Origin of the sequence: Pseudomonas sp. BS3782 TE3695 (assembly GCF_050435305.1) — a bacterium.
GTDB lineage: Bacteria > Pseudomonadota > Gammaproteobacteria > Pseudomonadales > Pseudomonadaceae > Aquipseudomonas.
This window is the reverse complement of record NZ_JBNDKB010000001.1, coordinates 5931977-5944927: the sequence shown is the minus strand read 5'-3', so window position 1 is coordinate 5944927 and position 12951 is coordinate 5931977. Positions and strand designations below refer to the sequence as shown.

Sequence of the window (12951 nt, the reverse complement as noted above, 5' to 3'; positions counted from 1 at the left end):
TCAGCTGATTCACCGCGATCCTGTGGGAGCGGGCTTGCCCGCGATCCCCAGCCGAAGGCTGGGGGCAACGAACCTGTGATGGAATATTTAAAGACATGAGCGACCTACAACTCGACCCGCAAGCCCTGCAACAGGAAGAAAACTCCCTGATCGCCCTGCGCAAGGAAAAGCTTGCTGCCGAGCGCGCCAAGGGCAATGCCTTCCCCAACGACTTCCGCCGCGACAATTACTGCGAAGATTTGCAGAAACAGTACGCGGACAAGACCAAGGAAGAGCTGGCAGAAGCTGCAATCCCGGTCAAGGTGGCGGGTCGCATCATGCTCAACCGTGGCTCGTTCATGGTGATTCAGGACATGACCGGTCGCATCCAGGTCTACGTCAACCGTAAAACCCTGTCCGAAGACACCCTGGCCGCGGTGAAAACCTGGGACATGGGCGACATCATTGCAGCCGAAGGCACCCTGGCGCGTTCCGGCAAGGGCGACCTGTATGTTGAAATGACCAGCGTGCGCCTGCTGACCAAATCCCTGCGTCCGCTGCCGGACAAGCACCACGGCCTGACCGACACCGAACAGCGCTACCGTCAGCGTTACGTTGACCTTATCGTCAACGAAGAGGTGCGCCAGACCTTCCGCGTACGTTCGCAAGTGATTGCGCACATCCGCAGCTTCCTGATGAAGCGTGACTTCCTGGAAGTGGAAACGCCGATGCTGCAAACCATTCCAGGCGGCGCGGCGGCCAAACCGTTCGAGACTCACCACAACGCGCTGGACATGGAAATGTTCCTGCGTATCGCGCCTGAGCTGTACCTCAAGCGCCTCGTGGTCGGCGGTTTCGAAAAAGTGTTCGAGATCAACCGCAACTTCCGTAACGAAGGCGTTTCGACGCGTCACAACCCTGAATTCACCATGTTGGAGTTCTACCAGGCTTACGCCGACTACGAAGACAACATGGACCTGACCGAAGAACTGTTCCGCGAACTGGCTCAGCTGGTTCTGGGCAGCACCGACGTGCCGTACGGCGACAAAGTGTTCCACTTCGGCGAGCCGTTCGTGCGTCTGTCGGTGTTCGACTCGATCCTCAAGTACAACCCTGAGCTGACCGCTGACGACCTGAATGACATCGACAAGGCCCGCACCATTGCCAAGAAGGCCGGCGCCAAGGTGCTGGGCTTCGAAGGTCTGGGCAAATTGCAGGTGATGATTTTCGAAGAGCTGGTCGAGCACAAGTTGGAACAGCCGCACTTCATTACCCAGTACCCGTTCGAAGTGTCGCCGCTAGCCCGTCGTAACGACGAGAATCCGAACGTCACCGACCGTTTCGAACTGTTCATCGGCGGTCGTGAAATCGCCAACGCCTACTCCGAGTTGAACGACGCGGAAGACCAGGCTGAGCGTTTCATGGCGCAGGTGGCCGACAAGGACGCCGGTGACGACGAAGCCATGCACTACGACGCCGACTTCGTTCGCGCGCTGGAGTACGGCATGCCGCCCACCGCCGGTGAAGGGATCGGCATCGACCGTCTGGTGATGTTGCTGACCAACTCACCGTCGATCCGCGATGTGATTCTGTTCCCGCACATGCGGCCACAAGCGTAAGTGTTTCAATTAAAAAGCCGCCTATAACAGGCGGCTTTTTATTGCCTGTCTGGTACAAACGTATCAATTGGTTACTTTTGACGTTTAGATTGGTTACTTTTGACGTTTAGAGAGAGGAATACCTGTCGTGAATCGTGCAATGGCTCAAGAAGGTGCAGCGGGTATCGCCACTGCGGTCGCTGAAAGTGTTCAGTACCAAGGCCGCAAGGCCAGCCGACAGGGCAGTGAACAGCGTCGACAGGACATTCTCGACGCTGCGATGCGCATTGTCGTGCGCGATGGCGTGCGGGCCGTGCGGCACCGTGCAGTGGCCGCTGAAGCGGGTGTGCCGCTGTCGGCCACCACCTACTATTTCAAAGACATCGATGACCTGCTCACCGATACCTTCGCCCAATACGTGGAACGCAGCGCGGCGTTCATGGCCCGGTTATGGGCCAGCAACGAAGGCCTGTTGCGCGAGATGGTTGTCAGCGGCGATGGCACCGCCGAGTCCCGCTCACAGCTGGCGGACGATATCGCCCGGCTGATGGCTGACTATGTTCATCGGCAATTGATCAATCGCCGCGAGCACTTGATGGCCGAGCAAGCCTTCCGCCAGGAAGCGTTGCTTAACCCGCGCCTGGCGTTGTTGGTACGCTCCCATCAGCAAATTCTCCTGCAGGGCACCTGCCAGCTTTTCGAAGTATTGGGTTCCCGTGAGCCACAACAGGATGCCAAAGTGTTGACGGCGATTATCGGACGGATGGAATATCAGGGCCTGCTCAACGACGCCGAGCCTGTGGCCGAAGAGGAAATGCTCGGCATCCTCAACCGCTACATGCATTTGGTGCTGGCGTCGGTGTAATCCGGTCCCCTGTAGGAGCTGCCGCAGGCTGCGATCTTTTGATCTTGATCTTCGACAATGCCGCACCGATAAAAGATCAAAAGATCGCAGCCTGCGGCAGCTCCTACAGGGGCGGCGCTGTGTTCATAGGGAGTGTTGAATGAAAGCCTGGCGCGTCGTTGTGATCGCCTTGTCGATCCTGCTGCTCAGTGGCTGTCTGGTGACCTTCAAGGAACCGCTGCCTGCCAGCGAGCCCGCGCCCAAAGGCTTGCTCGGCAAATGGACCAGCACCAATGCCTGGGGTGAGCCGATGAACCTGGAACTGACGCGCATCGGCGACAATCGCTATCAGGCGGTCAGCTACTTCAAGGCCAAGCCCCATGAGCGTGAAGCCTACCCCTTTACGGTGTCGCGCCATGGTAATCGCTGGTACCTGTCGGCGAAGGTGCCGGCGCAGTTCGGCGGGAACTTCACCATCACCGGTTTCGAACTCAACGATAACCACGAACTGGTGGTCTACAACCTCGACCTTGAGCAGATCAAACAGGCCATGGGCCAGGAAGCCCTCAGTGGCCAAGGCTTCCAGACCGACGACGGCGACGGGGTGTTGATCAACAACAGCCTGGATCAAGTGTTTGCCTACCTCGATGACCCGGCCAATTCCGATGTTTTCGTCGAAGCAGTGCGCTACCAGCGCCTGGCCAGTACCAAATAAACCCAGCACGTAACGGTTTTACTACAGGAGTTTCGGGTGGACGAATACCAGCAGACGATACGCATTTTGTCCGATCGCATAGTGCTGGCGCAGACGCCGATTCGCGTTCTGGATGCGGTCAAGTGGGACGACAGCATTCGCAAGGGGTTCTTCAAAGGCAAGGGCAAGGAAATGCCGGCCGTGGACCGCGACTACTACCTCAATCGACCGCTGGCATTTGACTCCAGCAAAGTGAAGCTGGAATTCCAGAACATCGAGCGCGACATCACCCGCCAGCTCGGCCAGTTCAATCCGGTCGGACAGATCATGCGCCGCATGTGCAAGGAATACCGGATGGTGGTGCGCATGCTCGAAGCGCGCGGCACCGAGGATTTCGGGCTGATTTCCCAGGAATTGTATGGCGCGGCGTCCGATGCGTTTCACGCCGGCGACCCGACCCTGGCCGACCTGGGTCTGATGCTCTCCGATTACCTGAACAACATCGCGGGCCGTGGCGACCTCAAGGATGAACCGAAAATCCTTACCGCCAAGGAAGCCGTCGACCTCCTGCAACATCGGTTGAACAAGGTGTTTGGCGAGAACGAAGAAACCATTCGGGTGTTCGAGTCCGACGGGATCGTCGCCGATGCGGCGGCCGGAGCCGACTACATCAAGATCCGCGCCGACGCGATGTTCAACGACCGCGACGTGCGTGCGCTGGAAGTCCACGAAGGGCTGGTGCACGTGGGCACCACGCTCAACGGTCTGAATCAGCCGATCTGCACCTTCCTGTCCAAAGGCCCGCCGTCGTCCACTGTGACCCAGGAAGGCCTGGCGATCCTGATGGAAATCATCACCTTCGCCTCCTACCCGAGCCGCCTGCGCAAACTGACCAACCGCACCCGAGCCATTCATATGGTGGAGGAGGGCGCGGACTTCTTGCAGATTTACGATTTTTTCTGTGAACAAGGCTTCGAAATGGCCGAAAGCTACGGCAACGCCAGTCGGGTTTTCCGCGGATCGGTGCCGACCGGTCTACCGTTTACCAAAGACTTGTCCTACCTCAAGGGCTTTATCATGGTTTACAACTACATTCAGTTGGCCGTGCGTAAAGGCAAGCTGGAGCAGATACCGCTATTGTTTTGCGGCAAGACCACGCTGGAAGACATGCGGACCTTGCGCCAATTGGTGGACGAAGGCCTGATCGTGCCGCCCAAGTACTTGCCCGACCAGTTCCGCGACATGAACGCGCTATCGGCCTGGATGTGCTTCTCCAACTTCCTCAACCACCTGAGCCTGGACCGGATCGAAGCGGATTATTCCAACATCCTCTAACGATGACGCAGTCCAAATGTGGGAGCGGGCTTGCTCGCGAAAGCGGTGTGTCAGTCGACATCAATGTTGGATGGAAAACCGCTTTCGCAAGCAAGCCCGCTCCCACATTGGATCGTATTCCAACCCTGTTTTCGCGAGGCTTCACCGGATGAGAATCCTCGGCATCTTTTGCCTGCTCCTGGCCCTCGGCGGTTGCGACTCTCTGCTGTTCTATCCCGAGCCCGGCCAGCCGTTCACTCCGGCAAAAGCCAAACTCGAATTTCGCGACGTCACCCTGGTCACCGCTGACGGCCTCAAGCTGCATGGCTGGTGGTTGCCGGCGAAAAAAGAGGTCGAGGTCAAAGGCACGGTGCTGCATCTGCATGGCAACGGCGGCAACCTGGCGTGGCATTTGGGTGGCAGCTGGTGGTTGCCGGAGCAGGGCTATCAAGTGTTGCTGGTGGACTATCGCGGGTACGGTTGGTCCGAAGGTAAACCAGCGTTGCCGGCGATTTATCAAGACATCGACGCCGCGTTCAAATGGCTCGACCAGGCCCCGGAGGTCAAGGGTAAACCGCTGATCCTTCTCGGTCAGAGCCTTGGCGGTTCGATGGCCGTGCATTTCCTGGCCCGGCACCCCGAGCGCCAGCGGCAACTCAAGGCTTTTGTGCTCGATGGCGTGCCTGCCAGTTACCGTGATGTCGGGCGTTTCGCCCTGAGCACCTCATGGATGACCTGGCCGTTTCAGGTGCCGTTATCCTGGTTGGTGCCGGACGGCGACAGTGCGATCCATTCCATGAAGCAGCTCAATGGCGTACCGAAACTGATCTATCACAGCATCGATGATCAGTTGGTACCCCTTTCCAACGGCATCCGACTGTATCAAGCTGCGCCGCCGCCGCGAGTGCTGCAAATGACCCGTGGCGGACATGTGCAAACCTTCGCCGACCCGGTCTGGCGAAAGGTCATGCTGCGTTACCTCGAAGACCCGCAGCATTTCGACGGCCTGCGTCGCCTGGGTGAGATCCCGAATTACCCGGCACCCCCGAATTCTGAAGATGAACCACCAGAGAGTCCGCAATGAGTGAAGAACGTAACGCCATCCCGCTGATCATCACCGGTATCTGCAGCATCCTCGGCACCGTTGGCGCCCTGTGGTGGTACGGCTACCTGCACTTCGCCAAACCCGAAGATGCGCTACTGCTCAGCGACTTCACCATGCTCAAGACCGTGCCGGGCGAAGACTATAAAGTCTCCCTGCAACCGGCCCCGCAAGTGGCCCAGTGCATTGATGGCGTGCTGGTGCTGTTCGACACCGAACAGAAAGGCCTGACCGGTGTGCTGGTCAACAGCAAGAAAAAGGCCGTGCGCTGCATGGGCGAGCAAACGCCGCAAAAACTGCAACCGTAGCCCGCCCGGAAAGATCGCAGCCTTCGGCAGCTCCTACATTGACCGGGTACACCCGCGACATCGCAGCCAAGGCAAACTCTGTAGGAGCTGCCGAAGGCTGCGATCTTTTGATCTTAAAAACGAAAGCCCCGCCTGATCAATTCAGGCGGGGCTTTTGCATTACCGCAGGTTCAATCTAGTTCGAGCTAACCGCCGAACGCGGGATCACCGGCTGGTTATCATTGGAAATGGTCACTTCCACCCGACGGTTCATCGCACGGCCCGAGACGCTGGAGTTCTCCGCAACCGGGTATTCCTTGCCATAACCCTGGGCGACGATCCGCGCAGGATCGACACCCATCTTGATCAGGGCCACTTGCACCGAGGTCGCGCGACGCTCGGACAGCGACTGGTTGTACGATGCCGAGCCAGTGCTGTCGGTGTAGCCTTCGACAATCACTTTGCGGTCCGGGTTTTCCTGAAGGAACTGCGCCAGTTTGTTGATATTCACCAAACCGTTGGACTTCAGGTCCGCCTTGTTGGTGGCGAACAGCACATCACCAAACGTCACCAGCGTGCCGCGATCGGTCTGTTTGGCGTTCAGACTGTCCTGCAGCTGTTTGATCTGCTGGTCGCGGGCATCCAGACGAGCCTGGGCCCGTTGTGCCGCGGCATTTTTCAGGTTGTTTTCAGCGGTGCGCAGAGCGATGGTCTGCTTGGCCACTTCAACAATCACTTTGCGGTCCGGGTTTTCCTGAAGGAACTGCGCCAGTTTGTTGATATTCACCAAACCGTTGGACTTCAGGTCCGCCTTGTTGGTGGCGAACAGCACATCACCAAACGTCACCAGCGTGCCGCGATCGGTCTGTTTGGCGTTCAGACTGTCCTGCAGCTGTTTGATCTGCTGGTCGCGGGCATCCAGACGAGCCTGGGCCCGTTGTGCCGCGGCATTTTTCAGGTTGTTTTCAGCGGTGCGCAGAGCGATGGTCTGCTTGGCCACTTCAACGTCGTCTGGACGAGCCTGGGCCCGTTGTGCCGCGGCATTTTTCAGGTTGTTTTCAGCGGTGCGCAGAGCGATGGTCTGCTTGGCCACTTCAACGCGTTGATTGGTCAGGTAAGCCAGTTGGTCGACCTTGGCCTGGTCTTCCCTATCCAGGTAAGCCTTCTCGGCCTTGTCCAGGTATTCGCTGGCGTCTTTGGTTTCCAGCGCCGCGACTTTGCTCGCTTGCGGGTTGGCTTGCAGGCCGGTGTAGTTGGTGCGGGCTTGCTCCAGGTTCGCGTTGGGCGGTGTGGAACAGGCAGCCAGTGCAACACTTGCGGCCAGGAGGGCGGGGATCATCAATTGTTTGCGCATAATAGTTCGTCCTTTCTATCGATAAGCGTTTGAGGTCTGAACATCGGGATGGGCGCTTACTGCACGGTGCGCTGACTTTCCTGACGCAGTTCCTGAACACCTTTCTGGGAATCCTTCACAGATTGTTCGGCTTTCATCGCCTGGGCCTTGCGCTCGGCGACGCGGGCGTCCCATTCGGCTTGCTCGGCCAGCATTCTGGCTTCGTCATACTTTTTGTCGTGCATGGCAATTTCGGCTTGTTTGAGCTTGTCCTGAGCGGCCTTCATTTCCACGGCAGCGAATTCGGTACCGCCGGCGCTGACGGCACTGTTCACAGCCGATTGGGTCACGGCGTATTGCTCGCTCGGCGGGTTACCGGCGCAACCGGCCAGAACCAAGCTGCTGCCGATGGCCAGGGCCGCCAGTTTGAGACCGCGCAGAGGGGGGAACGAGGATGGGGCAGTGCTGGTCTTCATGGTCTTCAACTCCATTGGATAACTCCTGAAAAACATCTGAATCCATCCTGGGCAAGGAGCCGCAACCTACAATTTCCAGAGTGCTTTTTGAAACGGCCGTCCCAGGCGTGGTTACTGGGTGTGACCCGAGGCGTTTTTCAAAAGTTCAGAGAAGATGGCCTATCGCCCGAAAAAACCTGATCGAGAGGACAGGGGCTCTAATCGGGAGCTTTAGCGATGTGCAGCGGTATTCCCGACCGTTTCATGGCCCAGGAACATGCAATTATCGAAGCAATAGCAAGCCAGCGTGGGAGCGGGCTTGCTCGCGAAGAGGCCGTATCAGTTGAAATAAATGTTGCCTGACACGCCGCTTTCGCGAGCAAGCCCGCTCCCACAGGTTCGGCGGTAAATTCAGTGTTTCTGTTTGTCGTTATCGCCCGACAAATCATGCAAATGACGCCGGGACAAGGCGAGAAAACGCGGGGTCGGGCCGACATCTTCGTACAGCGGATCACCTTCCTCGTCGGTGGCCACCACCGTTGACCCTTTCACGTATGGAAAGCTCGCTTCGAGTTCTTCCAGGGCGGCGCCGATCAGCTCGCCGAGCAGTTCTTCGGGATGCCGCTTGGGGTACATGTCGATAATCGCCGCCAGCCGTGCGGCGGCTTCCACGTCCAGACGAATCGTGTAGCCCGTGTCGGTCAGGCGACCCTTGGCGTTTTCTTCCCAGTGCTTGGCAAGCTCGCGGATTTTCATGATGACCTCATTGCGCACCTGCTCGTGGCAGGCCGGGTGAGTGTCCGGCGGTAGCCGGTGATACGCCGTTGTACGGCTTATGGTTGAGATTAGCTGCATTGCCCGGTGTTTGAAGCCCTTGGCGTGGTCTGCTTGTAAGAAGCGCTTTACGGCGGCACTCTCTGTATCAGAACCTCTGATAACCAAGCATAGCCGCCCGGATTTTCGCTGGAGAACGCTGATGACCGATATTGATGCACGCTTGCGCGAAGACGTTCACCTGTTGGGTGAGCTGTTGGGCAACACCATTCGTGAACAGTACGGGGATGACTTTCTCGACAAGATCGAGCAGATCCGCAAAGGCGCCAAGGCCGACCGTCGCGGTTCGATGGACGCCGAACTCAGCGCCAGCCTCAACCAGTTGAGCGAAGACGAGTTGCTGCCGGTGGCGCGAGCGTTCAACCAGTTCCTCAACCTGGCCAATATCGCTGAGCAGTATCAGCTGATTCATCGCCGTGAAGAGTCGCAACCTGCGCCGTTCGAGGCTCGGGTGTTGCCGGAACTGCTCGCTCGGCTGCTGACCGCGGGCCATGACCCCGAGTCCCTGGCCCGGCAGTTGGGTCGACTGGAAATCGAACTGGTATTGACCGCACACCCCACCGAAGTGGCTCGTCGCACGCTGATCCAGAAGTACGATGCGATCGCTGCACAACTGGCCGCCCAGGACCATCGCGACCTGACCACCGCCGAGCGCGAGCAGATCAAGACGAAGTTGCAGCGCCTGATCGCCGAAGCCTGGCACACCGAAGAAATCCGCCGTACCCGCCCGACACCGGTGGACGAAGCCAAGTGGGGCTTTGCGGTGATCGAGCATTCGCTGTGGCAGGCGATTCCCAATTATTTGCGCAAGGCCGATCAGGCCCTGCATGCTGCCACCGGCCTGTACTTGCCACTGGAAGCCGCACCGATTCGCTTTGCCTCCTGGATGGGCGGCGACCGCGACGGCAACCCCAACGTCACCGCCGCGGTGACCCGCGAAGTGTTGCTGCTGGCGCGCTGGATGGCCGCCGATTTGTACCTGCGCGATGTCGATCACCTCGCCGCCGAGTTGTCGATGCAGCAGGCCAGCGACGAGTTGAAAGCCAAGGCCGGCGACAGCGCCGAGCCTTACCGCGCAGTGCTCAAACAATTGCGTGAACGCCTGCGCGCGACCCGTAACTGGGCCCACGCATCCCTGGCGGCAAACACGCCAGCGTCGGCCGATGTGCTGCAAAACAACCGCGACCTGCTGGACCCGCTGGAGCTGTGCTACCACTCGCTGCATGAATGCGGCATGGGCGTCATCGCCGATGGCCCGTTGCTCGATTGCCTGCGCCGTGCGGTGACATTCGGGCTGTTTCTGGTGCGCCTTGATGTGCGGCAGGACTCGTCGCGCCACACCGCGGCCATGACCGAAATCACCGATTACCTTGGCCTGGGTCGTTATGAGGACTGGAGCGAAGAGGAGCGCATCGCCTTCCTTATGCGTGAACTGAACAATCGCCGCCCGTTGCTGCCAGCGTACTTCAAGCCGTCTGCCGACACCGCCGAAGTGCTGGCGACGTGCCGAGAAATCGCCGCGGCACCGGGGGCCTCCCTCGGTTCGTATGTGATTTCCATGGCCGGTGCCGCTTCCGATGTGCTGGCCGTGCAACTGCTGCTCAAGGAATCCGGCGTATTGCGGCCGATGCGCGTGGTGCCGCTGTTCGAAACCCTCGCCGACCTCGATAACGCCGGCCCGGTGATCGAAAAACTGTTGCTGCTGCCGGGCTATCGCTCGCGCCTGCAAGGGCCGCAGGAAGTGATGATCGGTTATTCCGACTCAGCCAAGGACGCTGGCACTACAGCGGCGGCCTGGGCGCAGTATCGGGCTCAGGAGCGGCTGGTGGATATTTGCCGCGAGCAGCAAGTGGAGCTGCTGTTATTCCACGGTCGCGGTGGCACCGTGGGCCGTGGAGGTGGTCCGGCGCACGCGGCGATTCTGTCGCAGCCGCCGGGGTCGGTGGCGGGGCGTTTCCGCACCACTGAGCAAGGGGAAATGATTCGTTTCAAATTCGGCCTGCAGGACATCGCCGAGCAAAACCTCAATCTGTACCTGGCGGCGGTGCTGGAGGCGACCTTGTTGCCGCCACCACCGCCTGAGCCTGCCTGGCGCCATTTGATGGACGAATTGGCCGCCGATGGCGTCAAGGCTTACCGCGCCGTGGTGCGGGAAAATCCGCAGTTCGTCGAGTACTTCCGCCAATCGACCCCGGAGCAGGAATTGGGGCGTTTGCCGTTGGGCAGCCGTCCGGCCAAGCGTCGTGCTGGCGGCATCGAAAGCCTGCGTGCCATTCCGTGGATCTTCGGCTGGACCCAGACGCGTCTGATGCTGCCGGCCTGGCTCGGCTGGGAAGCAGCGCTGAGCAAGGCGCTGGAGCGCGGCGAGGGTGAGCTGTTGGGGCAAATGCGCGAGCAATGGCCATTCTTCCGCACCCGCATCGATATGCTGGAAATGGTGCTGGCCAAGGCCGACGCCGATATCGCCCAGTCTTACGATGAACGTCTGGTCGAGCCGGATCTGCTCCCTTTGGGGGCGCATTTACGCGACCTATTGTCGCAGGCGTGCGCGGTGGTCCTGGGGTTGACCGGTCAGTCGCAGCTGCTGGCACATAGCCCAGCCACCCTCGAATTCATCCGCCTGCGCAACACTTACCTCGACCCGCTGCATCTATTGCAGGCCGAGCTGTTGGCACGTTCGCGGCAACAGGATGTGGCCCAGGGCAGCCCGGTAGAACAGGCATTACTGGTGTCTGTGGCGGGGATTGCCGCTGGTTTGCGAAATACCGGCTAAGGTTTTCGTCGTGGGGAACAGGCACCCGGCGCGAGCGTCGAGTGCCTGTTGGCGAGCGCTCGAAAAGGTCTGCCACGCGACAGTTAATGATGGGGTTGCGACTTGGGTTACCCCTTCGCCGGGTCTCGTGAGGGGCGGGTTTCTCCGACTTTCGGCGGCTTGTGTGGGCAGGGCCTGCTGTGTATCTTGATCAGCCTTTGGCCGTTTGGGCGGTCGCGATCCTATTTTTGAGATTGGCCCCAAGAGGCGAATCTGACGTTATCTATATAAAAAATTGAGGAGCACATCTAATGCGCGTCATTCTGCTGGGAGCTCCCGGGGCCGGTAAAGGTACTCAGGCTAAGTTCATCACCGAGAAATTCGGCATTCCGCAAATCTCTACCGGCGACATGCTGCGTGCTGCGGTAAAAGCCGGCACCGAGCTGGGCGTTAAAGCCAAAAGCATCATGGATGCCGGTGGGCTGGTCTCCGACGACCTGATCATTGCCCTGGTCAAGGACCGTATTGCGCAGCCTGACTGTGCCAAAGGTTTCCTGTTCGACGGTTTCCCGCGCACCATTCCGCAAGCTGAAGCGCTGGTAGAAGCGGGCGTGGAACTGGACAACGTGGTCGAAATCGCCGTCGATGACGAAGAAATCGTTCAGCGTATCGCCGGTCGTCGCGTTCACGAGGCCAGCGGCCGCGTGTACCACACCGTTTACAATCCGCCAAAAATCGCCGGCAAAGACGACATCACTGGCGAAGAGCTGGTGCAGCGCAAGGACGACACCGAAGAAACCGTGCGTCATCGCCTGTCGGTCTACCACTCCCAGACCAAACCACTGGTGGAGTTCTACCAGGGTCTGGCCTCTGCTCAGGGCAAGCCGAAGTACAGCCACATCGAAGGTGTTGGCTCGGTTGAAGTGATCACCGGCAAGGTGCTTGAAGCACTGAGCTGAAAAGTCTGATCGGCTTCATCTTCTACGGCCCGCTTGCGGGCCGTAGTTGTTTATACTGGCGCACTTTTTTTGACTTCTCTTACGGAAACATCGATGAGCACCTTGCTGGCCCTGGACACCGCGACTGAAGCTTGCTCCGTTGCCTTGCTGCATGACGGTAAAGTCACGAGCCATTACGAGGTGATCCCGCGCCTGCATGCGCAAAAGCTGCTGCCGATGATCCAGCAACTGTTGGCCGATGCCGGGATCACGCTGCAAGCGGTCGATGCCATTGCGTTCGGCCGTGGTCCGGGCGCGTTCACCGGTGTGCGTATCGCCATCGGCGTGGTGCAGGGGCTGGCGTTTGCGCTGGATCGCCCGGTATTGCCGGTCTCCAATCTCGCCGTACTCGCCCAGCGGGCCTATCGCGAACACGGCGTCAGCCAGGTCGCGGCGGCCATCGATGCGCGTATGGATGAAGTGTATTGGGGTTGCTACCGCGAAACGGCGGGGGAGATGCGGCTGGTGGGCAATGAAGCGGTACTGCCACCGGAAGCCGCTGCATTGCCGGCCGATGCCAGCGGCGAGTGGTTCGGCGCAGGCACCGGTTGGGGGTATGCCGAGCGCATTGCCGTCAACTTGAGCGGGCAGGACGCGGGCATGCTGCCCCACGCCGAAGATCTGCTGACCCTGGCTCGTTTTGCCTGGGAGCGCGGTGAAGCGATCGTGGCCGATCAGGCGCAGCCGGTGTATCTGCGCGATAAAGTCGCGACCCCGAAAGCGCGTTAATTTCTGTGGCGAGGGAGCTTGCTCCCGTTCGG

The 12951-nt window shown here is 59.5% G+C and carries 11 protein-coding genes and 2 pseudogenes; 9 read left to right on the top strand and 4 right to left on the bottom strand.

The window, feature by feature from the left end; translation table 11 throughout:
• Positions 1–95 precede the first annotated feature (95 nt).
• The 6 genes from lysS to ABH909_RS26930 all read left to right on the top strand — a co-directional run bounded on the left by lysS (position 96) and on the right by ABH909_RS26930 (position 5839).
• Complete coding sequence (gene lysS / locus ABH909_RS26955; RefSeq protein ID WP_007897652.1) at positions 96–1598, top strand: lysine--tRNA ligase; 1503 nt, start codon at positions 96–98, stop codon at positions 1596–1598.
• Positions 1599–1725: 127 nt separating this feature from the next.
• On the top strand, positions 1726–2442 hold the full coding sequence (locus ABH909_RS26950; protein WP_253549942.1) for a TetR/AcrR family transcriptional regulator: 717 nt from the start codon (positions 1726–1728) through the stop codon (positions 2440–2442).
• Between the two features lie 139 nt (positions 2443–2581).
• Positions 2582–3136 carry a hypothetical protein gene (locus tag ABH909_RS26945; RefSeq protein WP_429438959.1) on the top strand — a complete coding sequence of 185 codons (555 nt, stop codon included), beginning with the start codon at positions 2582–2584 and terminating at the stop codon, positions 3134–3136.
• Positions 3137–3172: 36 nt separating this feature from the next.
• Entirely contained in the window at positions 3173–4450 is a 1278-nt protein-coding gene (locus tag ABH909_RS26940; RefSeq protein ID WP_429438956.1) for a flavohemoglobin expression-modulating QEGLA motif protein, read from the top strand.
• 148 nt (positions 4451–4598) lie between these two features.
• Positions 4599–5513 carry an alpha/beta hydrolase gene (locus tag ABH909_RS26935; RefSeq protein ID WP_429438953.1) on the top strand — a complete coding sequence of 305 codons (915 nt, stop codon included), beginning with the start codon at positions 4599–4601 and terminating at the stop codon, positions 5511–5513.
• Positions 5510–5839 (top strand): hypothetical protein, encoded by a 330-nt coding sequence (locus ABH909_RS26930; protein ID WP_429438950.1) that lies wholly within the window; start codon positions 5510–5512, stop codon positions 5837–5839. The genes ABH909_RS26935 and ABH909_RS26930 overlap by 4 nt, the downstream gene beginning before the upstream one ends.
• A gap of 175 nt (positions 5840–6014) precedes the next feature.
• On the opposite strand, the pseudogene ABH909_RS26925 reads toward ABH909_RS26930, so the two are convergent.
• The 4 genes and pseudogenes from ABH909_RS26925 to ABH909_RS26910 form a co-directional block, all read right to left on the bottom strand.
• Positions 6015–6548 (bottom strand): annotated as a pseudogene (locus tag ABH909_RS26925) (OmpA family protein); the annotation flags it as partial.
• A pseudogene (locus ABH909_RS26920) lies at positions 6543–7172 on the bottom strand (DUF4398 domain-containing protein); the annotation flags it as partial. The pseudogenes ABH909_RS26920 and ABH909_RS26925, both read right to left, overlap by 6 nt.
• Before the next feature lie 56 nt (positions 7173–7228).
• A complete protein-coding gene (locus ABH909_RS26915; protein ID WP_429438947.1) occupies positions 7229–7642 on the bottom strand; it encodes a DUF4398 domain-containing protein in 414 nt (137 codons plus the stop codon).
• 375 nt (positions 7643–8017) lie between these two features.
• Positions 8018–8362 carry a pilin assembly protein gene (locus tag ABH909_RS26910; protein WP_429438945.1) on the bottom strand — a complete coding sequence of 115 codons (345 nt, stop codon included), beginning with the start codon at positions 8360–8362 and terminating at the stop codon, positions 8018–8020.
• Between the two features lie 220 nt (positions 8363–8582).
• Here ABH909_RS26910 and ppc point away from each other — a divergent pair, with 220 nt between their 5' ends.
• The 3 genes from ppc (at position 8583) to tsaB (ending at position 12919) form a co-directional block, all read left to right on the top strand.
• Positions 8583–11213, top strand: coding sequence for a phosphoenolpyruvate carboxylase (gene ppc, locus ABH909_RS26905; protein ID WP_429438942.1), 2631 nt, complete (start codon positions 8583–8585; stop codon positions 11211–11213).
• A 290-nt stretch (positions 11214–11503) separates the two neighbouring features.
• The gene (gene adk, locus ABH909_RS26900; RefSeq protein WP_429438939.1) at positions 11504–12151 is read left to right on the top strand and encodes an adenylate kinase; all 648 of its coding nucleotides are present in this window, start codon (positions 11504–11506) and stop codon (positions 12149–12151) included.
• Between the two features lie 93 nt (positions 12152–12244).
• Complete coding sequence (tsaB, locus tag ABH909_RS26895; protein WP_429438936.1) at positions 12245–12919, top strand: tRNA (adenosine(37)-N6)-threonylcarbamoyltransferase complex dimerization subunit type 1 TsaB; 675 nt, start codon at positions 12245–12247, stop codon at positions 12917–12919.
• Positions 12920–12951 lie beyond the last annotated feature (32 nt).